The sequence below is a fragment of the Streptomyces sp. NPDC044064 genome (assembly GCF_056434245.1).
Window position 1 is genome coordinate 328,029 of record NZ_JBWKFN010000007.1, and the last position, 23,228, is coordinate 351,256.

Annotated in this window: 22 protein-coding genes; 12 read left to right on the top strand and 10 right to left on the bottom strand. The window is 72.2% G+C overall.

Annotated elements, in window-relative coordinates; all coding sequences use genetic code 11:
* The first annotated feature begins 119 nt into the window (after positions 1–119).
* The 3 genes from AC07DS_RS14625 to AC07DS_RS14635 all read left to right on the top strand — a co-directional run bounded on the left by AC07DS_RS14625 (position 120) and on the right by AC07DS_RS14635 (position 2,655).
* Positions 120–629 (top strand): flavin reductase family protein, encoded by a 510-nt coding sequence (locus AC07DS_RS14625; RefSeq protein WP_479145245.1) that lies wholly within the window; start codon positions 120–122, stop codon positions 627–629.
* A gap of 218 nt (positions 630–847) precedes the next feature.
* Complete coding sequence (locus tag AC07DS_RS14630) at positions 848–1,636, top strand: electron transfer flavoprotein subunit beta/FixA family protein (protein WP_403961120.1); 789 nt, start codon at positions 848–850, stop codon at positions 1,634–1,636.
* Between the two features lie 56 nt (positions 1,637–1,692).
* A complete protein-coding gene (locus tag AC07DS_RS14635) occupies positions 1,693–2,655 on the top strand; it encodes an electron transfer flavoprotein subunit alpha/FixB family protein (RefSeq protein WP_145880178.1) in 963 nt (320 codons plus the stop codon).
* 57 nt (positions 2,656–2,712) lie between these two features.
* Here the strand turns inward: AC07DS_RS14635 and AC07DS_RS14640 are convergent, their stop codons facing one another.
* Positions 2,713–3,618 (bottom strand): endonuclease/exonuclease/phosphatase family protein, encoded by a 906-nt coding sequence (locus tag AC07DS_RS14640; protein WP_479145248.1) that lies wholly within the window; start codon positions 3,616–3,618, stop codon positions 2,713–2,715.
* A 194-nt stretch (positions 3,619–3,812) separates the two neighbouring features.
* Between AC07DS_RS14640 and AC07DS_RS14645 the strand changes: the two genes are divergently transcribed.
* Both AC07DS_RS14645 and AC07DS_RS14650 read left to right on the top strand, forming a co-directional pair.
* Positions 3,813–5,111 carry a DUF6986 family protein gene (locus AC07DS_RS14645; RefSeq protein WP_479145250.1) on the top strand — a complete coding sequence of 433 codons (1,299 nt, stop codon included), beginning with the start codon at positions 3,813–3,815 and terminating at the stop codon, positions 5,109–5,111.
* A 230-nt stretch (positions 5,112–5,341) separates the two neighbouring features.
* Positions 5,342–6,871 (top strand): InlB B-repeat-containing protein, encoded by a 1,530-nt coding sequence (locus AC07DS_RS14650; RefSeq protein WP_479145251.1) that lies wholly within the window; start codon positions 5,342–5,344, stop codon positions 6,869–6,871.
* 152 nt (positions 6,872–7,023) lie between these two features.
* Here AC07DS_RS14650 and AC07DS_RS14655 read toward each other — a convergent pair whose 3' ends face one another.
* Complete coding sequence (locus AC07DS_RS14655) at positions 7,024–7,764, bottom strand: hypothetical protein (RefSeq protein WP_479145253.1); 741 nt, start codon at positions 7,762–7,764, stop codon at positions 7,024–7,026.
* A 6-nt stretch (positions 7,765–7,770) separates the two neighbouring features.
* Positions 7,771–8,757, bottom strand: coding sequence for a LacI family DNA-binding transcriptional regulator (locus AC07DS_RS14660; RefSeq protein WP_479145255.1), 987 nt, complete (start codon positions 8,755–8,757; stop codon positions 7,771–7,773).
* 289 nt (positions 8,758–9,046) lie between these two features.
* Here AC07DS_RS14660 and AC07DS_RS14665 point away from each other — a divergent pair, with 289 nt between their 5' ends.
* The gene (locus AC07DS_RS14665; protein ID WP_479145257.1) at positions 9,047–10,000 is read left to right on the top strand and encodes an ROK family protein; all 954 of its coding nucleotides are present in this window, start codon (positions 9,047–9,049) and stop codon (positions 9,998–10,000) included.
* 324 nt (positions 10,001–10,324) lie between these two features.
* Here AC07DS_RS14665 and AC07DS_RS14670 read toward each other — a convergent pair whose 3' ends face one another.
* The gene (locus tag AC07DS_RS14670; protein ID WP_479145259.1) at positions 10,325–12,349 is read right to left on the bottom strand and encodes an NPCBM/NEW2 domain-containing protein; all 2,025 of its coding nucleotides are present in this window, start codon (positions 12,347–12,349) and stop codon (positions 10,325–10,327) included.
* Between the two features lie 209 nt (positions 12,350–12,558).
* Positions 12,559–12,912 carry a hypothetical protein gene (locus AC07DS_RS14675; RefSeq protein ID WP_479145261.1) on the bottom strand — a complete coding sequence of 118 codons (354 nt, stop codon included), beginning with the start codon at positions 12,910–12,912 and terminating at the stop codon, positions 12,559–12,561.
* 507 nt (positions 12,913–13,419) lie between these two features.
* Between AC07DS_RS14675 and AC07DS_RS14680 the strand changes: the two genes are divergently transcribed.
* Both AC07DS_RS14680 and AC07DS_RS14685 read left to right on the top strand, forming a co-directional pair.
* Positions 13,420–13,611 (top strand): hypothetical protein, encoded by a 192-nt coding sequence (locus tag AC07DS_RS14680; RefSeq protein WP_479145263.1) that lies wholly within the window; start codon positions 13,420–13,422, stop codon positions 13,609–13,611.
* Between the two features lie 144 nt (positions 13,612–13,755).
* Complete coding sequence (locus AC07DS_RS14685; protein WP_479145265.1) at positions 13,756–14,811, top strand: NUDIX hydrolase; 1,056 nt, start codon at positions 13,756–13,758, stop codon at positions 14,809–14,811.
* A gap of 133 nt (positions 14,812–14,944) precedes the next feature.
* Here the strand turns inward: AC07DS_RS14685 and AC07DS_RS14690 are convergent, their stop codons facing one another.
* The 3 genes from AC07DS_RS14690 to AC07DS_RS14700 all read right to left on the bottom strand — a co-directional run bounded on the left by AC07DS_RS14690 (position 14,945) and on the right by AC07DS_RS14700 (position 18,136).
* On the bottom strand, positions 14,945–15,991 hold the full coding sequence (locus tag AC07DS_RS14690) for a BUD32 family EKC/KEOPS complex subunit (RefSeq protein WP_479145267.1): 1,047 nt from the start codon (positions 15,989–15,991) through the stop codon (positions 14,945–14,947).
* 10 nt (positions 15,992–16,001) lie between these two features.
* Positions 16,002–16,718, bottom strand: a complete 717-nt coding sequence (locus AC07DS_RS14695) for an MBL fold metallo-hydrolase (RefSeq protein ID WP_479145268.1) — start codon at positions 16,716–16,718, stop codon at positions 16,002–16,004.
* 62 nt (positions 16,719–16,780) lie between these two features.
* On the bottom strand, positions 16,781–18,136 hold the full coding sequence (locus AC07DS_RS14700) for a M20/M25/M40 family metallo-hydrolase (RefSeq protein WP_479145270.1): 1,356 nt from the start codon (positions 18,134–18,136) through the stop codon (positions 16,781–16,783).
* Positions 18,137–18,267: 131 nt separating this feature from the next.
* Between AC07DS_RS14700 and AC07DS_RS14705 the strand changes: the two genes are divergently transcribed.
* Positions 18,268–19,509 (top strand): geranylgeranyl reductase family protein, encoded by a 1,242-nt coding sequence (locus AC07DS_RS14705; RefSeq protein WP_479145272.1) that lies wholly within the window; start codon positions 18,268–18,270, stop codon positions 19,507–19,509.
* Here the strand turns inward: AC07DS_RS14705 and AC07DS_RS14710 are convergent.
* Complete coding sequence (locus tag AC07DS_RS14710) at positions 19,499–19,954, bottom strand: nitroreductase family deazaflavin-dependent oxidoreductase (RefSeq protein ID WP_145880205.1); 456 nt, start codon at positions 19,952–19,954, stop codon at positions 19,499–19,501. The genes AC07DS_RS14705 and AC07DS_RS14710 overlap by 11 nt on opposite strands.
* Positions 19,955–20,103: 149 nt before the next feature.
* Between AC07DS_RS14710 and AC07DS_RS14715 the strand changes: the two genes are divergently transcribed.
* The 3 genes from AC07DS_RS14715 (at position 20,104) to AC07DS_RS14725 (ending at position 22,852) form a co-directional block, all read left to right on the top strand.
* Positions 20,104–20,793, top strand: coding sequence for a TetR/AcrR family transcriptional regulator (locus AC07DS_RS14715; protein WP_479145274.1), 690 nt, complete (start codon positions 20,104–20,106; stop codon positions 20,791–20,793).
* 176 nt (positions 20,794–20,969) lie between these two features.
* Positions 20,970–22,190 (top strand): sensor histidine kinase, encoded by a 1,221-nt coding sequence (locus AC07DS_RS14720; protein WP_479145276.1) that lies wholly within the window; start codon positions 20,970–20,972, stop codon positions 22,188–22,190.
* A complete protein-coding gene (locus tag AC07DS_RS14725) occupies positions 22,187–22,852 on the top strand; it encodes a response regulator transcription factor (protein WP_479145278.1) in 666 nt (221 codons plus the stop codon). The genes AC07DS_RS14720 and AC07DS_RS14725 overlap by 4 nt, the downstream gene beginning before the upstream one ends.
* Here AC07DS_RS14725 and AC07DS_RS14730 read toward each other — a convergent pair.
* Positions 22,813–23,097: a DUF6332 family protein gene (locus AC07DS_RS14730; protein ID WP_479145280.1), complete on the bottom strand. Its 285-nt coding sequence runs from the start codon at positions 23,095–23,097 to the stop codon at positions 22,813–22,815. The two genes, AC07DS_RS14725 and AC07DS_RS14730, sit on opposite strands and share 40 nt — an antisense overlap.
* Positions 23,098–23,228: the final 131 nt, after the last annotated feature.

The window sequence follows — 23,228 nt, forward strand, 5'->3', positions numbered from 1 at the left end:
CTTCTCTTCGGGCGGGGACACCTTCATGAAGGCGCCCTGGTCCGCACGTCGAGCGCGCGCTGTCCGCGCTGTTGAACAGCACCGACCCCGCTCGTCACCCCTCGCAGAAGGACAACTCCATGACGGCCCCGTCCGACCTCGGCACCTTTCAGCTCGCCTCGCCCGACCTGCTGCGCTCCACCTTCCGCCGGCACGCCGCCGGTGTCGCGGTGATCACCGCGCGCGGTGCCTCGGGCCCGGTCGGCTTCACCGCCACCTCCCTCACCTCCGTGTCCGCCGAGCCCCCGCTCGTCTCCTTCGGTATCGGCACGGGCGCCTCCAGCTGGCCCGCCGTCGCCGAGACCGAGCATGTCGGCATCCATATACTCGGTGAGCACCAGAGCGACCTGGCCGCCACCTTCGCCCGCAGCGGCGCCGACCGCTTCGGCGCGCCCACGGCGTGGCGGGAGGGCCCGAACGGCGTACCCGTCCTGGACGACGTGCTGGCGTGGCTGGTCTGCCGGATCGTCGGCCGCGTACCGGCCGGTGATCACCGCATCGTGCTCGCCGAGGTGGTCCTCGGTGACTCCACGGGCGCCGGGCGTCCCCTCCTCTACCACCAGGGCCGCTTCAACGGCCTGCGGGATTGATCACGCCTCTGCCGCCCTGCGGAGCCGTCGAGTTCCGGTTACGCTGCGTTGCGAAGGTCACAGTTCAAAGCGCTTGCTTAGCGGGCATGAACTGGGTGTACTGACGAGTAATATTTCGGTCGGAGCGCGCGGACGCCCCGATCGGGATCGGCCGCTTGAGGCGCCTATGCTGCCTGCAAGAGGCAGCCCGGAAATGACGATGCAGTAGGAGAGCCGGCGTGAGCTTGAGGATCGTTGTCACTGTGAAGTACGTGCCCGACGCCACTGGCGACCGGCACTTCGCCGATGACCTGACCGTCGACCGCGACGACGTGGACGGTCTGCTCTCCGAGCTCGACGAGTACGCGGTCGAGCAGGCGCTGCAGATCTCCGAGAACTCGGACGACGACGTCGAGGTCACCGTCCTGACGGTGGGCCCGGAGGACGCCAAGGACGCGCTGCGCAAGGCGCTGTCCATGGGTGCCGACAAGGCCGTCCACGTCGAGGACGACGACCTGCACGGCACCGACGCCATCGGCACCTCGCTGGTGCTGGCCAAGGCGATCGAGAAGGCCGGCTACGACCTGGTGATCTCCGGCATGGCCTCCACCGACGGCACCGCCGGTATCGTCCCGGCCCTGGTGGCCGAGCGTCTGGGCGTCCCGCAGGTCACCCTGCTCTCCGAGGTCTCCGTCGAGGACGGCACGGTCAAGGGCCGTCGCGACGGCGACGCCGCGAGCGAGCAGCTGGAGGCCTCCCTGCCGGCCGTCGTCTCCGTCACGGACCAGTCGGGCGAGGCGCGTTACCCGTCCTTCAAGGGCATCATGGCCGCCAAGAAGAAGCCGGTGGAGTCCTGGGACCTGTCCGACCTGGACATCGACGCCGAGGAGGTCGGCCTCGACGGCGCCTGGACCAAGGTCGAGACCGCGACCGAGCGTCCGGCCCGCACGGCCGGCACGATCGTCAAGGACGAGGGCGAGGGCGGCAAGCAGCTCGCTGAGTTCCTCGCGAGCCAGAAGTTCATCTAAGGCTCGACAGCCTGACCGCCCCTCAGACTTCGTAATCCGCAAGGAGATCCGTTCCCATGGCTGAAGTTCTCGTCTACGTCGACCACGTGGACGGTGCCGTCCGCAAGCCCACCCTGGAGCTGCTGACCCTGGCCCGCCGCATCGGCGAGCCCGTCGCCGTCGCGCTGGGCAACGGCGCCGCGGACACCGCCGCCGCGCTCGCCGAGCACGGCGCGACCCGCGTCCTGACGCACGAGGCGTCCGAGTACGCCGACTACCTGGTCGTCCCGAAGGTGGACGCCCTGCAGGCCGCCTACGAGGCCGTCTCCCCGGCCGCCGTGCTGGTCCCGTCCTCCGCGGAGGGCAAGGAGATCGCCGCCCGTCTGGCGCTGCGCATCGGCTCCGGCATCATCACGGACGCCGTCGACCTGGAGGCCGGCGACGAGGGTCCGGTGGCCACCCAGTCGGTGTTCGCCGCGTCCTTCACCACCAAGTCCCGCGTCATCAAGGGCACCCCGGTCATCACGGTCAAGCCGAACTCGGCCGCCGTCGAGGCCGCCCCGGCCGCCGGCGCCGTCGAGGCCCTTGCCGTGTCCTTCTCCGACAAGGCCACCGGCACCAAGGTCACCGGTCGCACCGCCCGTGAGTCGACGGGTCGTCCGGAGCTGACCGAGGCCGCGATCGTGGTCTCCGGTGGCCGTGGCGTCAACGGTGCCGAGAACTTCTCGATCATCGAGGCGCTCGCCGACCAGCTCGGCGCGGCCGTCGGCGCCTCGCGTGCCGCGGTGGACGCCGGCTGGTACCCGCACACCAACCAGGTCGGCCAGACCGGTAAGTCGGTCTCGCCGCAGCTGTACATCGCCAACGGCATCTCCGGAGCGATCCAGCACCGTGCCGGTATGCAGACCTCGAAGACGATCGTGGCGGTCAACAAGGACGCCGAGGCCCCGATCTTCGACCTGGTCGACTACGGCGTCGTCGGCGACCTCTTCGACGTCGTCCCGCAGCTCACCGAGGAGATCAAGACCCGCAAGGGCTGATCGCCGCCAGGCTGTACGAGGCCCCCGTGACCGCGCGCCGGTCACGGGGGCCTCTGCTCATCCCAGGGTGACCCAGGCCTGCACCGGCAGGTGATCGCTCGGGAACCGGCCGCTCCTGGAGAAGGTGTTGATCGACGCCCGCCGGGTCGTGACGCCTGGTGTGGACAGGATCCAGTCGATGCGGTCGCCGTTCGGGACGAGCGGCTTGTAGCCGTGGAACGTGCCGTACAGCGCGCTGCGCTCGGCGGCGGTCTCCCAGGTGTCGACGAGGCCGGCGCCGAGCATCGTGTCGTAGACCGGGTTCCGGTGCGCGGCGACGTTGAAGTCGCCGGTCACCACGACCGGCAGGGCGCGGTCGAGGCCGGCGATCCGCTGGGCCATGAGGGCGGCGCTGCGTTCGCGCGCCGACCGCCTCGCGTGGTCGAAGTGGGTGTTCAGCACGTAGAACTCCCGTCCGTCGTCGTGCAGGTCGTGGAAACGGACCCAGGTGACGATGCGCGGAAACGCGGCTCTCCAGGTGTTGGAGCCGATCACTTCCGGGGTGTCGGAGAGCCAGAAGGTGTAGTGCTCGACCGGGGACAGGCGCCGGCTGTCGTAGAAGACCGCCGCGAACTCGTCGCGGCTGCCGCCCTCGCGGCCGGTGCCGATCCAGTCGTAGTGCGGTCCGAGGTCGGCGTCGATGTCGCGCAGCTGCTGGTAGAGCCCTTCCTGGGTGCCGATGACATGGGGCTGCTCGCGGCGCAGCAGTGTGCTCATCACCGGTCTGCGGACGGTCCAGCTGTTGGGCTCCGCGGTGCTCGCGAAGCGCAGGTTGAAGGACATGATCCCCAACGGGCGGGCCCGGTGCTCCCGCGCCGAGGCGGACGGGGCGGGCAGTGCTGTACTGGACAGGGGAGTGGTGACGGCTGAGAGCAGTGCGGCCTTGAGGCCCAGGCGGCGCGTGACTCGGCTGCGGTTCGGCACGGAGGCTCCTTCGGTGGAACGGCCGGGCGAGTCGTGCGAGGGAAAGTGTGACACCGCGCCCCGAGAGGGACGTGAACAGGGCGAGGTGTCGCAGTGGCGTCCGGTGGACATGGTGTTGACCATCTCGAAGGTCCCCGGATAACTTCATTCTACGGATTGTTGATTCCGTAGAGCGGAAACATGGAGGGTGTGGGATGGGTCAGCAGGAGAAGGTGGCGACGAGCCTCGCGGGCGCCGTCAGCGAGGAGATCAGTGCCTCCCTCGCGCCGGTCGACGCGGAACTGGAGCGCCGCTACCCCGGAGACCCCGGCACCCGGCAGCCCGTCCACACCGTGTACGTCCCCGGTGACGTCTTCGCCGCCGACACCATCCGTTCCTGGGGCGACCAGGCGCTCGCCGCCCTCGACGAGCACGCTCCGGACGCGGCCTCGTTCGCGGCTGTCCTCGGCCTGTCCGACGACCTCGCCGAGCCCGTTCACTCCCGCGTCCGCGCCAAGCTGGAGCGCGAGCCGATCGAGGACCTGCGCGTCGACTTCGAGGACGGCTACGGCCCCCGCCCGGACGCCGAGGAGGACGAGACGGCCGCCCGCGCCGCCCGTCTGATCGCCGAGGCCTGCAAGAACGGCACGGCGGCCCCGTACATGGGCATCCGCACGAAGTGCATGGAGGCCGCGGTACGCGACCGGGGCATCCGCACCCTCGACGTCTTCCTCACCGCCCTGATCGAGACCGGCGGCCTGCCCGAGGGGCTGGTGCTGACCCTGCCCAAGGTGACGTACGCCGAGCAGGTCAGCGCGTTCGTGCGGCTCCTGGAGGCCTTCGAGAAGGTGCACGGCCTGGAGGCCGGGCGGCTCGGCTTCGAGATCCAGATCGAGACCAGCCAGTCCATCCTGGCCACCGACGGCACCGCGACCGTCGCCCGCATGATCCAGGCCGCCGAGGGCCGCGCCACCGGCCTGCACTACGGCACCTTCGACTACAGCGCCTGCCTCGGTGTCTCCGCCGCGTACCAGGCCAGCGACCACCCCGCCGCCGACCACGCCAAGGCGATCATGCAGGTCGCCGCCGCGGGCACCGGCGTACGCGTCTCGGACGGTTCCACCAACGTCCTGCCGGTCGGCCCGACCGCGAAGGTCCACGACGCCTGGCGCCTGCACTACGGCCTGACACGGCGCGCCCTGGCCCGCGCCTACTACCAGGGCTGGGACATGCACCCCGGCCACATCCCGACCCGCTACGCCGCCGTCTTCGCCTTCTACCGCGAGGGCTTCGAGCAGGCGGCCGCCCGGCTCACCCGCTACGCCAACCGTGCCGGCGGCGACGTCATGGACGAGCCCGCCACCGCCAAGGCCCTCAGCGGCTACCTGCTGCGCGGCCTGGACTGCGGCGCCCTCGACATCGCCGAGGTCGCCCGCCTCACCGGCCTGACCCGGGCCGACCTGGAGGGCTTCGCGGCGCCCCGGCGCGGCGACCTGACGGCCTCGGCGAAGTAGCGGCGTCCCGCGACAGGACGAGCCGCCCCCGGTGCCCGCCGACAAGGGCGCCGGGGGCGGCTGCGCGTCCGGGCGGTGACCGCCGGCGCACGACCTCCGGCCGGATCCGCAGACGGCTGACTGGATGAACCTCCGGGCGACATGGCTCCCGCGCCCCTGTGCTCGACGGCGGGACGCGAACAGACGCTGATCATGGGGCACATTCCCCCACAGAGAGGCAGACGTCCCCCATGCGTCGTTCCCTGCTGGTCGCCTGTACCGCGGCGACCGCTCTTCTCGCTCCTCTTCCGCTGGCCATGGCCACGCCGCACGCGAACGGCGGGTCCGACAACGACGAGCCCTGGGTGGTGCGCACCGCCGTGCTGCGCGCCGACGCCAAGGAGTTCGCACCCCTGTGCCTCAAGCAGAAGGACGGCGTGCCGGAGCTCCGCACGTTCCGGCTCTTCCCCGGCGGCCGGGGCATCACCGCGATGCGGGACTACTACCACAAGGACGCGAACGGCACCGTCTACTGGGACGGGCACGACCCGAAGAAGCCCGAGAACACGGTGTCGCTGTCCATCATCGGAGCCTGCACGCGCGGCGGCGGCCACGTCACCCTCGACGGCGTCATCGAGGTCGGCACCAAGGACTACGTGTTCACCCCGCTGCCCAAGCATCCGGGCAAGTACCGCCTGCAGGAGATCGACACGCTGAAGCTGCCGCCGAGCGGACAGCCCGGCGACACCGTGACCCTGCCCAAGCGAGCCGAGCGTCCCGGGCACGCCGAGAAGAAGCCCAGGGCCGACAACAACAACCCGGTCGCGATCGACCTCCTCGTCGCCTACACCCCCGCGGCTGTCACCGAGCTCGGCGGGGTGCCGGAGGTGGAGGCCCGGATGCGCTACGGAGTGAGCCAGATCAACAAGGCTCTCGCCACCAGCCACGTGCCGGCCAGCGTGCACGTCGTCCACTCGTACCAGACCACGCCGTTCGGCGGGGACGACCCGTCCGCCAGTACCTTGCTCGCCAAGATTAACAACCGCAACGACCTGACGCTCGGTTCCGTGGCCCACGCGAACCGGGATCTCTACGGCGCCGACCTGGTGGCCCTGCTCGCCTCCATCCCCATCCAGAACAGCTCCGGCTCGGCCGATCTGCCGATCCCCGTGAGCTCGAGGACCAGCGAGAGCGCCTACTCGGTCACGAGCGTCCTGTCCGTGAAGGAGTGGGACAACCTGGGCCACGAGATCGGCCACAACCTGGGCATGCGGCACGACCGGAAGACCGTGGCGAACAACGGGGAGACGCCGCCCGGGCCGAACGACACCAACTTCGGCTGGATCACGTCCGACAACAAGTACCACACGCTCATGGCCTACAACACGCCCTGCCGGCCCGACTGCAAGGTCATCAACCAGTACTCCAACACCGTCAACCACACCGCCGAGGGCAAGATCCTCGGCGACGCGAAGAACAACAACGCGGGCATCGCCCAGCTCGCCACGCCGCTGGTGTCCGACTACCGCGCCTCGAAGGCGACCAACCGGCACGACCTCACGATGTCCGTCTCCCCGGCTGGCGGCGGCAGCATCACGGTCAGCGAGTTCGGCCCCTACGACCCCGGCACGCAGGTGACGCTCACCGCCCACCCGGCGGCCGGCAACGTGTTCGCGGGCTGGGAGGTCGACGGCGTGAGGCAGAGCGACACCACGGTCAACTACCAGATCACCATGGACAAGAACCACAGCGTCGTCGCGCTCTTCAACCGGGCCCCGTGAGCCCGCGCCCGCCGCGTCGTCCCTGACCGCCGGGCAGCACCCCGAGCAGCCGTCGGCCGTGCGAACACGGCCGACGGCTGCTCGGGCCCCACGGCCGTCCGCGGGAGCCGCCCGTCATGCCCCGGACCGGGGAGCCGGCGACCGGGCGCGGGCTACGGCCGGCCGTGCGCGTACGGCTCCAGCCCCGCCTCCGTCACCCAGGCGTGCTCCGCGAACAGCCGCGTGCCCCGCGCGCACAGCGCCGCGTCGGCGCGGGCCCGCGCGCAGAACTCCTCCGGTGTGATCCCGAACAGCTCGCGCAACAGGGCCGACGCCACGAGGAGTTCGGTGAGCAGCGGGCGCTGCCCGGGATGCCGGCGGGGTGTGCCCGTGCCGTCGTGCAGCACCCCGTGCCGGTTGACGTAGGCGTACGCGCCGGTCAGCGCCGAGCCGTCCGGCAGCTCGATCCGCACGTCGGACACGGGCAGCCGGGCCCGCCAGAAGTTCGGCTCGCTGGCGTCGATCACCGCCAGTTGCCGCGGATCCAGCCAGATGACGAACAACTCCCGTGAGCAGCCAGGTGACCTGACGGGAGAGGCGGAGACATAGCCCAGCAGGCTCACATGGGCGGAGACGCCCACGTCGATGCCGGTCACCCGCGCCCGCACCATCGGGATGGCCGCGTCGATCCCGGACTCATCCATCTTGCGGCGCAGTTGACCCGGGCAGGCGTTGGAGCCGACGGCGAGGACCGGCGTCCGGTCCTCGTGCACCAACCGGTCCAGCGGCAGCATCCGGTCGCCGTGCAGCAGCCCGGAGTCGGCGGGCCAGGCGCCCGGATAGGTCAGGGGATGGTCGCGGGGTGCCTCGGCGAGGCCGAGTTCCGCCAGGGTGCGTCCGACGTCACCGGTCACGGCGGCTCACTCCGCGGGCGACAGCTCGCCCGAGCCGCGGGTGATGAGCCGGGTCGGCAGCTCGATCCGCTCGGGCGCGACGAGCGTGCCGTCCAGCTGGCGGAAGAGACGCTCGGCGGCGGTCCGGCCGAGGGCGGCCGCGTCCTGGGCGACGACCGTGACGCCCGGCTGGAGCAGATCGGCCAGCTCGATGTCGTCGAAGCCGACGAGAGCGACCGGGCGGGACTGCTCGGCGAGGACCCGGATCACGGTGACCGTCACCCGGTTGTTGCCCGTGAAGATCGCGGTGACGGGGGAGGGGGCCGAGAGCATCTCCTCGGCCGCCCGGCGCACCCGCACCGGATCCGTCGCCCCGAGCGACATCCACCGCTCCTCGACCGGTATCCCGGCGTCCCCCATGGCTGCCCGGTAGCCGCGAAGGCGCTCGGCCGCGGTGTGGATGCGGGGCATGTCGCCGATGAACCCGATCCGGCGGTGACCGTGCGCGATCAGATGGGCGACGCCGTCGCGGGCGCCGCCGAAGTTGTCCGACAGCACCACGTCCGCGTCGATCTTTCCGGCGGGGCGGTCCACGAACACGGTGGCCACGCCCGCCCTGATCTCCGGCTCCAGGTAGCGGTGGTCGTCCCCGGCCGGGATCACCACGAGACCGTCCACCCGCCGGGCGCACAGCGCGAGCGCCAGCTCCTGCTCCCGGTCCGGGTCCTCGGCGCTGGAGCCGTTGATCAGCAGGGCGCCGTGGGCCCGGGCCACCTCCTCGACCGCGCGGCTCAGTGGGCCGTAGAACGGGTCGGCGAGGTCCTCCAGGACCAGGCCGATGCTGGCCGTGCGGCCCTTGCGCAGGACGCGTGCGCTGTCGTTGCGGCGGAAGCCGAGTGCCTCGATCGCCTCCTGGACGCGGCGCTCGGTGTCCGGGGTGACACCCGGCTCGCTGTTGACCACACGGGACACCGTCTTCAGGCCGACCCCGGCGCGCGCGGCCACGTCCTTCATCGTGGGACGGTTGCCGTAACGCGACCCGGAGTGACGGTCTGCGGGGCGGTCTGCACGGCGGCTGCTCTCGGGCACGATGCGGCGTCCTTGTCCTGTCGTCCGGGCTGTCCCACGGGGGTGGTGCGAAGATCCGTGGTTTGTATGAGGATGTGGCGTCGAGCATAGAGCCTGGACAACGTTGTCAGATGCGCGAGAGACTGTCCACCGCTGTCTCCGGCCTGCGCCCCCACCGCTCGACCGGCCTGCCTCTTTCTGATTATTCAAGGTTCAACGGGGAGATCTGACACTGATGTACACCGACCTCGTGGCGGCCCTGGACATCGGCGGCACCAAGATCGCCGGCGCTCTGGTGGACGGTCACGGACGGATCCAGGCACGCGCACAGCGTGCGACGCCAGCGCAAAAGGACGGCGAAACGGTCATGCAGGCCGTCGAGGGGGTGCTCGGCGACCTCGCCGAATCACCTCTGTGGGGACGCGCCGGTTCGATAGGCATCGGCAGTGCGGGCCCGGTGGACGCCTCCGCGGGCACCGTCAGTCCCGTGAACGTGCCGGGCTGGCGGGACTTCCCGCTGGTCGAGCGGGTGCGCTCGGCCACCGGCGGGCTGCCGGTCGAGCTGATCGGCGACGGGGTGGCCATCACCGCGGCCGAGCACTGGCAGGGCGCCGCACGCGGCCACGACAACGCGCTGTGCATGGTGGTCTCCACCGGCGTCGGCGGCGGCCTGGTCCTCGGCGGACAGCTGCATCCCGGCCCGACCGGCAACGCCGGGCACATCGGGCACATCAGCGTCGACCTCGACGGCGACCCGTGCCCGTGCGGCTCGCGCGGCTGCGTCGAGCGCATCGCCAGCGGCCCCAACATCGCCCGCCGCGCCCTGGAAGAGGGCTGGCTGCCCGGCCCGGACGGCGACGCCTCCGCCGCGGCGGTGGCCGCCGCCGCCCGGGAGGGCGACCCGGTCGCCGTGGCCTCCTTCGAGCGGGCCGCCCAGGCCCTGGCCGCCGGCATCGCGGCCACCGCGACCCTGGTGGAGATCGACATCGCGGTGATCGGCGGCGGTGTCGGCAAGGCCGGCGACATCCTCCTCACCCCCCTGCGCAGGGCCCTCGCCGACTACGCGACCCTCTCCTTCGTCCAGCGGCTCACGGTGACGCCTGCGCAGATGGGTACGGATGCGGGTCTGGTCGGCGCTGCCGCGGCCGCGTTGGCTCTGCGGCCGGACACGACTGCGGCGGGAGTCTGACGGCGGTCGGGCGGCCGGCGGTGACGCCTCCGCGGATGGATGTGGACCGGGGTTCGGCTGGCGCCGCGGCGGCAGCATGGGATCCCGGGCCGGATGCGAGAGCGGCGGGGGTCCGAGGGTGGTGCGGTACCGCCGCGGCCGCGGCGGCCGGTAGGCCGGACGCGACCACGGCAGGGGGTGAGGGTGCTCCACCGCCCGGGCTCGGCGTGCGCCTGCGGAGCGACGGTCCGGGCCCGAGCCCGGCGTCGGTGTCCGAAACCGCCGTCGGCGAGTGAGTCGACGCCCGCGTCGGGAACCGCGATCAGCGCGGCCGGATGTCCGCGATCAGCAGCTCAGCCGGGCGTTCGCCCAGTCGGCGTGGTCCGAGTCGATGCCGTCTCCGCCGTCCGTGACGACGAGGCGGACCACCTGGGCGCCGGTGACGTCGGCGGTGAGCGGCTGGGCCGGCTGCGTGTTGGTCAGTACGCCGGTCGAGGCGGCCTTGGCGCCGTCCGCCCAGATCTCGAAGGCGACGGTGCCCTTCGTGCCCTTCTCGTCGTCCACGCCCACGTCCGCGGTGACCTTCTCGCAGGCCTTGCCGGTGTAGAAGGAGACCTCACTGTCCGCGTGGACACCGAGCCCCTTGGCGTACCCGACGCCGCCCATGGTGATGGGGTGACCGTCGCCCGCGGCGCTCTCCCCGTTGCTCGTGTCGCGCTCGACCGGCCCCCAGCCGCTGGTCGCGGACAGCCAGGGCAGATCGCTGAGGTACGACGTCCCGGTGGGCGGCGGCAGCGCGACGGTCGCGGTCAGCGGGAGGGCGCTGGTGACGTTCTCTCCGGCGGGTGAGCGGTAACTCGCCCTGAGGGTGAGGCCGTAGGAGCCGGTCGACGTCCCCGCGGGGGCGGTGACCCGCCATCCCGTGCGCAGTGACTTGCCGGTGGCGAGGGCGGCGGCCGTGGTCGCCGAGGTGGCGCGTACGGTCCAGCCGTCCGGGCCGATGAGCGACACGGACACCCGGCGCGCGGATGTCCGGCCGAGGTCGGTGACGGCGGTGGTCAGCGTGGCCGGGGTGCCCGCCTCCACGATCGGGCTTCCGTCCAGGCCGAGTTCCACCGCGGGCGGGCTGGCGGCCCAGTCCGGGTCGGCCGCGACCCGCAGCAGGACCGTGCCGTGGGCCGGGACGGTTGCCGCGAGGGTGCCCGCGGTGTTGTAGCCGCGGTGCTGCCACAGGTCGCGCAGGGTGTAGGCGGGGGCGTCGGGCAGGCCGACGGCTGCCGCGGTGGTGGCGATCCGCTGGGCGGAGCCGGACTCGTTGAACAGGGCGACCGCCCGGCTGCCGTCCTTCATCTCCTTGGCGATCACCCAGCGTCCGCCCGCGGAGGAGACGACCGTGCCCTGCTTGCCGAGCGGGTCCTGGTCGACGGCGATGACCTCCTTGTTGTCCAGGATGTCGAAGGTCGCCGGGGAGGCCTTGCGCAGGTCGGTGCCGATGAGCAGGGGCGCCGCCATGACGGACCAGAGGGAGAAGTGCGAGCGGTACTCGGTGTCCGTCATCCCGCCGTTGCCGACCTCCAGCATGTCGGGGTCGTTCCAGTGGCCGGGCCCGGCGTACGGCGCGAGAGGCAGGTTCTGCTTGAGGATCGACAGCATCGAACCCCAGTTGTCGCTGATGTCGCCGGTGGTCCGCCACAGCTGACCGACGTCCGACGCCCACTCCCAGGGCTTGTTCTCACCCCATTCGCAGATGCTGTAGACGATGGGCCGGCCGGTCGCCGCGAGGGCGTCACGCATGGTCCGGTAGCGCAGCTTGGCGTCGACGCCCAGGTTGTTGCAGTTGTCGTACTTGAGGTAGTCGACGCCCCAGTCGGCGAACTGCTGCGCGTCGCTGTACTCGTGGCCGAGCGCCCCCGGGAAGCCCGCGCTGTTGCAGGTCTTGAACCCGGCGCTGGTGTAGATGCCGAGCTTGAGGCCCTTGCTGTGGACGTAGTCGGCGACGGCCTTGATCCCGTTCGGGAAGCGGGCCGGGTCCGGCACCAGCTTGCCGTCGGCGTCGCGGTTCGGCAGAGCCCAGCAGTCGTCGAGGTTCACGTACTGGTAGCCGGCGTCCTTCAGGCCCTTGGCCACGAAGAGGTCCGCGATCCCCTTGACCATGGTCTCGTCGAAGTCGGCACGGCAGTGCGTGGAGTTCCAGTTGTTGAAGCCCATGGGCGGGGCGACGGCGAGGCCGTCGGCCGGCGAGGGCGCGGCGGCGGGGTGCCGGGCGGGCGCCGCGACGGCGGGGGCGGCCAGGCCCGCCGTGCACAGCAGCACCGCGGTGAGCGCTCCGGCCACTCTTCGGCGGGTGGTGCGGGTGTGAGGGTGACGCATCGTTGACGTTCCTCCGACTCGCGCAGGGTGGGATGACGGCATGTACGTGTCACCGGTGCGCGCTTACGGTAGGACGTGTCGGACTGTGTTGGAAGAGGCGCGTCGGAGTTGTTCGATATTCCGTCATCTCCCTTGACGGCAGGGTGTTTTGCGCGATGGTGGAGAGACCTGGCGTTCGGTTCTGTTGGATCGCCAGGCCTCTCGCGGCCTCACCCGAACTCGTGCACGACCTCGATCCGGCCCACGATGTGAGCGTTGAACTCGTCCAGCTCCTCGGCGGGCACCCACAGCTCCAGGATCGTCCTGCCGCCGGCCTGCCGGACGGGATAGCGGCCCGCGAACTCCGCGTCGACCTCGAACCGGGTGACGAACCCGGCGCCGTCGTGCTTCACGTTCCAGTCCCGGGCGATCCGGATCGCGTAGTCCTCGTCGAGAACCGGGTAGAAGATCGGCTGCTCGGGCAGCCGTGGCGGCCAGGCCTTCCAGTCCAGCTCCCGGACCAGGTCCAGCTCCCTCGGGCCGGTGGGGCGCCAGAGGGTGATCGTCGGGCGGGGGCTGGTCATGGCCGTCGTTCTCCTGGTCGTGGTCCGTCTGCTGCCGGAGGGCCGGGACCAGGACGATACCGACGCCGTGATCACCGCGGCCACGGAGTTTCCGCGGGGCCGTGTTTTCGGCCGCCCTTGTGCGGGCCACGCGGCGGCGACTTGCCGCCCGGGGCGGCACCCCGGTGACGGTGCTCGCGCCGCGCGGCCGCCCGGCGGGGCGCCGCCGGCGCCCAGGCCCCGGTCGACGGCGGGCGCCGGAGCGCCCCGGACCTGCCTGCCGGCCCGGAGGACGGCGAAGGTGGGCCGTCCGGCCTGGCGGCGGCGAACTGCGGCCCGCGCCGAGGCCGGCCGCCCGTCCGCACCCGCCGCGCGAGTTCCCGGCGGCGCCGCCCGTGACCGACCTCACGGGCGCCGCGCGCGGCGGTCGCTCCCGGACCCCCGGCCCGGGGCGCCGTCTTCACGGCCTGGCCGGGCAATCGCCGCGATCCGCGTGACCCGCCGACGGTTCCGCAGTTGATCCAGGGCATGAAGAAGCGCAGCATGCTCGCCATCGCCACCCTCGCCACCGGCTTCGTCGTGGCCGCCGTCACCCCCTCGCACGCCGTGGACAAGGGTCCGCTCGGTGACCTCAACGTCTCCGGCACCCTCGACCACGTCGACCACATCGTCAGCCAGGACAGCTTCGATGTGGACGAGCACGCGCTGGGACAGAAGTAGCCCGGCCCGCCATCCGGACCCCGTGCCGGTGTCCCCGACGTGCGGGGCACCGGCACGCGCGTGCGCGCACCCTCAACTGGATGTGGTTTCCGTGGCAGGGTGGAGCGGGCAAGCCACAGGGGGCCAACAGAAGAGGGGGAGTCCGTGACCGTCGTCTGGATCAACGGCGCGTTCGGTGCGGGGAAGACCACCACCGCACGGGAACTGATCGACCTGATCCCGAACAGCGCGCTCTTCGACCCCGAGGTCATCGGCGGAGCGCTCCCGCACCTGCTGCCGCCCAAGCGCCTCGCCGAGGTCGGCGACTTCCAGGACCTGCCGATCTGGCGCCGGCTCGTGATCGACACGGTGGCCGCGATGCTCGCCGAGCTGGGCGGGACCCTGGTGGTCCCCATGACCCTGCTGCGCCAGGAGTACCGCGACGAGATCTTCGGCGGCCTCGCCGCCCGCCGGATCCCCGTACGCCATCTGCTCCTCGCCCCGGCGGAAACGATCCTGCGCGAGCGGATAGCCGGGCGGGAGATCCCGCCGGACCTGCCCGACGGCGAGATACGGCAGCGGCAGTGGGCGTACGACCACATCGAGCCCTACCGGGCCGCCCTCGCCGCCTGGCTCACCGCCGACGCCCACCTCGTGGACACCAGCACGCTCACCCCGTACGAGACGGCCGTCCGCATCGCCGACGCCGTCGGCGGCGGCACCGTACCCCCCTGTGACATCGTGCAGACGCCCGAGCCCACCGCCGAGACCCTCGCCGCCGGAGTGCTCCTCTTCGACGAGCAGGACCGGGTACTGCTCGTCGACCCCACCTACAAGCCCGGCTGGGAGTTTCCCGGCGGGGTCGTCGAGCGCGGCGAGGCCCCTGCCCGCGCCGGTATGCGCGAGGTCGCCGAGGAGACCGGGCTGCGGCTCTGCGAGGTGCCCCGGCTGCTCGTCGTGGACTGGGAGCGGCCCGTGCCCCCGGGTTTCGGCGGGCTGCGCCTGCTCTTCGACGGCGGCCGGCTGGACACCGCCGAGGCGGCCCGGGTGCTGCTGCCGGGGCCGGAGCTGCGCGCCTGGCGCTTCGCGACCGAACAGGAGGCCGCCGACATGCTGCCGCCGGTCCGTTTCGAGCGGCTGCGCTGGGCGCTGCGGGCCCGTGAGCGCGGTGCCGCGCTCTATCTGGAGGCCGGTGTGCCGGTCGCCGGTCAGGCCGCCTGACGAACTCCGGCGACCCTCGGATCCCCGCCGCGTCCGTGCTGCCGGCGGGAAATCTCGTCCTTGCTCCTGCGTAGCTGTCCTCGACGGAGCCGGCCTCCGTGGTCCGCCCCGGGGTGAACCCGGCGTCCGGCCCCTACGCCGAGGGCACCGAGCTGTTGTAGGCACGGCTCAGCCCGGCGTCCGGGTACGGGGTCAGCCGGCTGTCCCGTACCAGCGGCCGGCTGAAGTCGCCCATGGCGGCGGCGACGGGCGCGTACCGGGTCAGCAGCTCGGCGGCGGCCCGCGGGATGCCCTCGGGCCGGGCACCGGCGGCCAGCGTCCGGACGTACTCCTCGCGTTCCTCCCGGCCGTATCCGTACAGCTCGGTGACGAGCCGGATCACCAGGTGGCAGGCGGTGTAGACGCGGTCGTAGTCACGGTGCCGGGCGAAGAACTCCCGCTCTTCGCCGTCCAGTCGGAAGGCGGAGCCGAGCGAGAGGCCGAAGTCGGTGAGGTACAGCCTGTGGCCGTCGGTCAGGATGTTGCGGAAGTGGGCGTCGAAGTGCAGGAGCCGGTAGGACTCCAGCGCATCGGTCAGCTCCGTCAGGCTCTCCGCCACCCAGGTGCACGCCGCGTCTGCGCGGTCCGTGCGCAGTTCGGCTTCCAGCCAGTCGTGCAGGGTGTGCGGGACGTGCTCCAGGAACAGGGTCAGGCTCGCGGAGGCCGTCCGCAGAGCTTCGAGGCGTTCCCGCACGCCCGCGCCCCAGTAGGCCACGGCCCGCTCCACGTCGGCGAGTTCGCCGGGCAGGGGCTGGGGCTCGTCGGGCAGGACCCGCCAGTGGTGCAGCAGCGGAAAGCCCGGGAACCCGCCGGCCGACACGCCCTCCGTGGTCAGCGTGTGCGCGGCCAACTCCCGCCAGGCGGTGAATCCCGGGCTGCCGATGCCGTAGTGGCAGTACGACGGCAGAGCGAACAGGTTCGCCGTCGACCGTTCGTTCCCGGGCAGCCGTTCCAGGTCCGTCAGCGGCACCCGCTTCACGAACACCGGGCGCCCGTCGACCAGGAGGCGTACGGCTCTGCCGCCGATGCCCGTGCCGAGCGGCTCGCCCGCCGCGACCAGCTCGGCCAGCTCCCGGTCGCCCAGCGCGGCGAGGGAACGGGCGATGCGGGTGTGGGCGGCGAGGCGTCCGGGGAAGGCCATGCCCCCATGATCAGCCGACGGCCGGGTGGCTGTCCGCCGCTTTCCGGAGCGCGGCCGAGGCACTGCCCACCACCGGGTCACCGTGCCCGAAGCAGGCCACGTCCGCGTCCAGGGCGGCCAACCGGCGAAAAGAGTCAAGAAGCCGGGGCCGGTCGAGGTTGAACACGCCCGGCATCACCGCACCGTCGACCGGCGAGGCCGCCACCGTGTCACCCGTGAACAGCACGCCCTCGCCGGGAAGGAACAGCGCGATGCTGCCCTCCGTGTGCCCCGGCACATGGACTACTCGAGCGCCGCCGCCGAAATCGAGCACGTCACCGTCGGACACAGGAGTGACGCTCCGCGGGCGCACCGAGGCGCCCCGGGGAAGGTGCCGGGACACCTCCGCGTGGATCGGCAGCTCCCAGTCCTCGAACCGCGGCGGCGGGCCGGTGAGTTCACCCCGGACGAACGGCGCGTCCAGGGCGTGGGCCAGCACCTCGGCACCGCTGAGCGCGGCGAACTCGCCCGCCCCGCCCGCGTGGTCCTCGTGGAAATGGGTCAGCACGATCCGTCGTACGTCCCCGGGGGCGCGGCCCAGCGCGATGAGCGCGTCGGCGATCGTGCGGGCCGCGCCGATCGCCCCCGCGTCGATCAGTGTGGACTGAGCGCCGTCGTGCCAGAGGTAGGCCTGGCCGACCGCGAAGCGCAGGAGGTGCAGGCGGGGGAGCAGCTCGATGACGTCCATGCGCCGACGCTAGGCAGCGCCCCCGCCGTCGGGCGAGGGCGCTCTGCCGTCGGCAGAAGACTTCACCCCGCCGCGTAGTTGCGCAGGAACAGCGCCTCGGCGACCGACAGCCGCTCCAGTTCCTCGGGGGACACGCTCTCGTTGACCGCGTGGATCTGCGCCTCCGGCTCGCTCAGGCCGATCAGCAGGATCTCCGCCTCGGGGTAGAGGCCGGCGAGGGTGTTGCACAGCGGGATGGTGCCGCCCTGGCCGGCGTACTGCATGGTCTCGCCCGGGTAGGCGACCGCCATCGCGTCGGCCATCGCCCGGTAGGCCGGGCTGGAGGTGTCGGCGCGGAAGGGCTGGCCCTGGCCGATCTGCTCGGTGCTCACCCGTGCGCCCCACGGCGTGTGGGCCTCGATGTGGGCCTGGAGCAGCTTGGTGGCCTCGGCCGAGTCGATGCCCGGCGGCACCCGCAGGCTGATCAGGGCGCGGGCGCTCGACTGGACCGACGGGGTGGCGCCCACCACCGGCGGGCAGTCGATGCCGAGGACGGTGACGGCCGGGCGGGCCCAGATGCGGTCGGCCACCGAGCCGGCACCGATCAGACCGACCCCGTCCAGCACCTTGGCGTCCTTGCGGAACTGCTCCTCGGTGTACTCGAGGCCGTCCCACTGCGCCGTGGCGTCGAGGCCGTCGACGGTGGTCGAGCCGTCCTCGGCGCGCAGCGAGTCCAGGACACGGATCAGCGAGCCCAGGGCGTCCGGGGCGGCGCCGCCGAACTGGCCCGAGTGCAGGTTGCCGGCGAGGGTGTCGACCTGGACCCTAAGCATCGTCATGCCGCGCAGGGTGGTGGTCACCGTCGGCAGGCCCACGCGGAAGTTGCCCGCGTCGCCGATGACGACCGTGTCCGCCTTCAGCAGCTCGGGGTGCTGCTCGGCGTAGCGCTCCAGGCCGCCGGTGCCCTGCTCCTCGGAACCCTCGACGATCACCTTCACGTGCACGGGGACGCCGCCGTTCGCCTTCAGGGCGCGCAGCGCGAGCAGGTGCATGATCGCACCGCCCTTGCAGTCGGCGGTTCCGCGGCCGTACCAGCGGCCGTCCCGCTCGGTCAGCTCGAACGGCGGGGTGACCCAGCCGTCCTCGTCCAGCGGCGGCTGCACGTCGTAGTGCGCGTAGAGCAGAACCGTTTTGGCACCCTCGGGGCCAGGCAGGTAGCCGTACACCGACTGGGTGCCGTCGGGGGTGTCCAGGACGGCCACGTCCACGAAGTCCTCGGCGCGCAGCGCGTCGGCGATCCAGTTCGCGGCACCCTCGCTCTCGCTCTTCGGGAACTGCGCGAAGTCGGCCACCGACTTGAAGGCGACCAGTTCGGTCAGCTCCGCCTTGGCCCGGGGCAGCAGCGAGGCGACGGTCTCGGCGACCGGATTCGACGACATGGGCACGCTCCTCGTGGGTGCGACGTTGTACGGCTGGATAGACCGATCCTCCCACAGTGGCCTGCGACGACGGTCGCCGTAGGATGCGGGGGACAGGTGCGGCAGCGGCTTGATCGGAGTAGTAGACCATCGTGAGCGGCGAGAACTCTTCGGCGGACGACGTGCAGCGGGTGTGGGACGTCGTCGTGGTGGGCGCGGGACCCGCGGGGGCCTCGGCCGCCTATGCGGCAGCGGTCGCGGGGCGACGCGTGCTGTTGCTGGAGAAAGCCGAGCTGCCGCGCTACAAGACGTGCGGCGGCGGCATCATCGGTCCCTCCCGCGACGCGTTGCCGCCCGGCTTCGAGCTGCCCTTCCAGGACCGTGTGCACGCGGTGACGTTCTCGAACAACGGGCGCTTCACCCGCACCCGCCGCTCCAGGCAGATGCTGTTCGGGCTGATCAACCGGCCCGAGTTCGACCAGCAGCTGGTCGAGCACGCCCAGAAGGCGGGCGCCGAACTGCGGACGGGTGCCGCGGTGCAGCGGGTCGAGCAGCACGGCTCCGCGGTGCCGGACCGGCGCACGGTCGCCGTGGTGCTCCAGGGCGGGGAGACCGTCCTGGCCCGCGCGGTCGTCGGTGCGGACGGCAGCGCCAGTCGGATAGGGGCGCACGTCGGGGTGAAGCTGGACCAGGTCGACCTCGGCCTGGAGGCGGAGATCCCGGTCCCTGAGACGGTCGCCGAGGACTGGAAGGGCCGGGTGCTCATCGACTGGGGGCCCATGCCGGGCAGTTACGGCTGGGTCTTCCCGAAGGGCGACACCCTGACGGTCGGCGTGATCTCGGCGCGTGGCGAAGGCGCCGCCACCAAGCGGTACTTGGAGGACTTCATCGCCCGGCTCGGGCTGGCCGGCTTCGAGCCGAGCATCTCCTCCGGGCATCTGACGCGCTGCCGTGCCGACGACTCGCCGCTGTCCCGCGGCCGGGTGCTGGTCTGCGGTGACGCTGCGGGACTGCTGGAGCCGTGGACCCGCGAGGGCATCTCCTTCGCACTGCGCTCGGGCCGGCTGGCGGGGGAGTGGGCGGTCCGGATCGCCGAGGCGCACGACGCCGTCGACACCCGCCGTCAGGCCCTGAACTACGCGTTCGCGATCAAGGCGGGGCTGGGCGTGGAGATGAGCGTCGGCAAGCGCATGCTGGCCGCGTTCGAGCGCCGTCCCGGCATCTTCCACGCGGTCCTCACCGGCTTCCGTCCCGCCTGGCGGGCGTTCAAGGACATCACGCAGGGCTCGACGTCCCTGGGTGAGCTGGTCCGGGCGCACCCGCTCGCCCAGCGCGCCCTGACCGCGCTGGACCGGGGGCCGGCGACCGCGGCGGAGGACCCCGCTACTTCGTGACGGTGATCCGGAAGACCGGGTGGTCGGGGGCGATCCCGAGGATCTCGGCGTCGGAGGACCTGGCCGTGACGCCCGCGAAGTAGTCCTTGACCTCCCAGCCCCACTTCTCCAGGTACGTGCGCAGGATCGGGAGCTTCTCCTCGTCGGGAAGCTCCACCACGGTGAACGCGTGCACCTTCCGGCCCACCCGGAGCTCTCCGCCGTTCGCGGCCCGCATGTTGCGCACCCACTGGGAGTGGCCGCGCGCCGACACCAGGTACTGCTCGCCCTCGTGGGTGTGCGGGTTGACCGGGACGCGCTGCATCGCGCCGCTCTTGCGCCCCCGCACGGACAGCTCGGCGGAGCCCGCGATGCTGAGCCCGTGCCGGGCGAGCCAGGCGACGATCCCGTTCATGCGCACGGCCATCGGGCTGCTCTTCACGTAGAACGGCGAAGACGACGACATGGTGACTGACCCCCACTGTTGGGAGAGCGGTGCTCTCGCTTGATTCCAGTGTGGGGGAGGCAGGCGTGCCGGCGCAAGAGCAGTGCTCTCGTTTTTGCTCGCTGCTCTCGTTTGTGTGCACTGCTCTGCCGTCGTGGCACACTGCTGGTATGAGCACCGCACAGGGCGCCCGCGCGCGGGCCAGGGTCGAAGTCACCGCCGCCATCAAGGACGAGGCGCGCAGACAGCTCGCGGCGGAGGGTGCGGCCAAGCTCTCGCTGCGGGCCGTGGCCCGCGCGCTGGGCATGGTCTCCTCGGCGCTCTACCGCTACTTCCCGAGCCGTGACGAGCTGCTGACCGCGCTGATCATCGACGCCTACGACTCCCTCGGCGAGGCTGCGGAGGCGGCCCACCGGCAGGTCGCCGAGTCGGACCACGTGCGGCGCTGGACGGCCGTGTGCGAGGCGGTGCGCGCCTGGGCCCTAGCCCATCCGCACGAGTACGCCCTGATCTACGGATCGCCGGTCCCCGGCTACGCCGCCCCCGAGACCACCGTCCCGGCCGCCTCCCGCGTCGGCCTGCTCCTCATCGGCATCGTCCGTGACGCCCACCGGGGTCCCGGCCTCGCCGATCTGCCCCTGCCTGCCGAGCTGCGCCCCGAGGCCGAGCGCATGGCGGCGGATCTGGTGCCCGACCTGCCTCCCGAGCCGGCCGTGGCGCTGGTGGCGGCCTGGGCCGAGCTGTTCGGGCTGGTCGGGTTCGAGCTGTTCGGGCAGTTCCACCGGGTGGTCGAGGACCGGGAGACCTTCTTCCGGTACGCGGCCGCCCGGCTCGCCCACGGCGTCGGACTCCGCCCCTGACGTCCGGAGTCCGAGGGTGAGGGCGGTGCGCAGCCGGCGCCGGAGAGCTGCTCACCGCCGAGGCGGAGGGGCCGGCCGGCGCTGAGCACGCGGGCGGTCGTACTCCCCGGGGAGTACCCGTGATCACCTCGTCCGGCCGACGTCCGGGCGGCCCGTCGGCGTCTAGCGTGGCGGGCATGGAAGAGCAGCGCGGAGGCGGACCACGGCACTGGTGGCGGTACGGGCCACCGTGGGGGAGCCGGCCCGACGAACCGGATTCGCCCGCCGTCGGGTTGCCATGGCGCTCCACGGTGCTGATCACCGCGTTCGTCCTCGTCGGGTCGAACTTCGCCGCACACTCCCAGCCGCACCGGGAGCCGCTCGACGGTTACGCGCGCGTGCTGCTGCTCGTGGCCTCGGTCCTGTTGCTGTGGCGGCACCGTCACCCGGTGGCCGTCGCCTTCGGTACGGCGGCTGCGGCGCTGGTCTACCTGGGTGCGGGCTATCCCTACGGCCCGGTCTTCCTGACCGTCGCGGTCGGTTGCTTCAGTGCCGTCGTCGCCGGGCACCGGCGGGCCGCCTGGGCCGCCGTCGGCCTGCTGTGGGCGGGGCACGCCCTGGTCGCGCTCTGGCTCTACCGGTGGCTGCCGCCCAAGGGCGACCCGGCGGCGAGCGTGGGGCAGGAGATCGTCGTCGCCACCTGGGTGCTGGCCGTCGTCGCGGTCTGTGAACTCGCCCGGCTGCGCCGCGAGCAGTGGGCGCGCGAACGCGCGGACCGCGCCCAGGCCGCCAGGCGGCGCGCCGACGAGGAGCGGCTGCGGATCGCCCGCGAGCTGCACGACGTGCTCGCGCACAGCATCTCCGTCATCAACGTCCAGGCGGGCATGGGTCTCGCGCTGCTGGACAGCGACCCCGAGCAGGCGCGCGCCGCGCTCACCACCATCAAGGCGGCCAGCAAGGAGGCCCTCGGTGAGGTGCGCCAGGTGCTCGACACGCTGCGCGCACCGGGCGCCGCGCCGCGTACCCCCGCGCCGGGCCTGGACCGGCTGCCGGAGCTGGTCGAACAGGCGGCGGCCGCCGGACTGACGGTCGATGTCCAGGGCGAGGCTCCGCACCTGCCGCCCGGCGCCGGCCTCGCGGCCTTCCGCATCGTGCAGGAGGCTCTGACCAACGTCGTACGGCACTCCGGATCGAGACACGCGCGCGTGTGGTTCGAGCAGGCCGGCGGCGAACTCCGGCTGCGCGTCGACGACGACGGGCCCGCGACCGGAGCCGACGCCGGCGGCAGCGGGAACGGGCTGGCCGGCATGCGGGAGCGGGCGGCTGCGCTGGGTGGCACCATCGAGGCGGGCCCGCGCCCGGACGGCGGCTTCCGGCTGCTCGCCGTACTGCCCTTGCACACCAGGGAGGACCAGTGATCCGGGTACTGCTCGCCGACGACCAGTCGCTCGTGCGGGCCGGTTTCAAGGCGCTGCTCGACGCGCAGCCGGACATCGAGGTGGCCGGCGAGGCGGCCGACGGCGAGGAGGTCCTGCGCCGGGTGCGTGAACTGCGCCCCGACGTCGTCCTGATGGACATCCGTATGCCCCGGCTGGACGGCCTGACCGCGACCCGCCGCATCACCGGGGACGCGGAGCTGACGGACGTGAAGGTGGTCATGCTCACCACCTTCGAACTCGACGAGTACGTCTTCGAGGCGATCCGTTCGGGCGCCTCCGGATTCCTGGTGAAGGACACCGAGCCGGACGAACTCGTGCGCGCGGTGCGGGCGGTGGTCGAGGGTGACGCGCTGCTGTCCCCGGGTGTCACGCGACGGCTCATCGCCGAGTTCGCGGCCCGCTCCAAGGAGCCCGCCGCGGCGGACACCCTCGCCCAGCTCACCGAGCGGGAGCGGGAGGTGATGGCGCTGGTGGGCATCGGCCTGTCCAACGAGGAGATCGCCCGCCGCCTGGTGGTCAGCCCGCTCACGGCCAAGACCCATGTGAGCCGCACGATGGTCAAACTGGGCGCCCGGGACCGCGCCCAACTCGTCGTTCTCGCCTACGAGTCGGGGCTGGTGCGCCCCGGCTGGCTCGGCTGACGCTCCCGCCGGAAGCGGACCAGCACACTCACCACCCGGGCCAGGAAGACCACCGGAGCGACCGTCAGGCCGATCCACAGCAAGGTGGTACCGGGCAGCTGCGGAAGATCGAAGAGCAGGGCCGGCCCGGCGACGGCCCCGAACACCACGGCCGCCGCGAAGGTGGCACTGACCAGTGCGTATCCGATCTCCACCATGGCCGCGTCCTGCTCGGCCTTGTTGCGCCGTCCCCCGTATGTGTCCATCCGGCCAGTCTCACAGACGTGGGGGGGGGGGGGGAAAAAAACCCCCCCCGGGCGAACCCCCGAGGGGGTGCTCCCCCCCCCTTAATAACCCCCCACCCCCCTCCCCCCTCCCCGCCGTTGGGCCGGGTGAA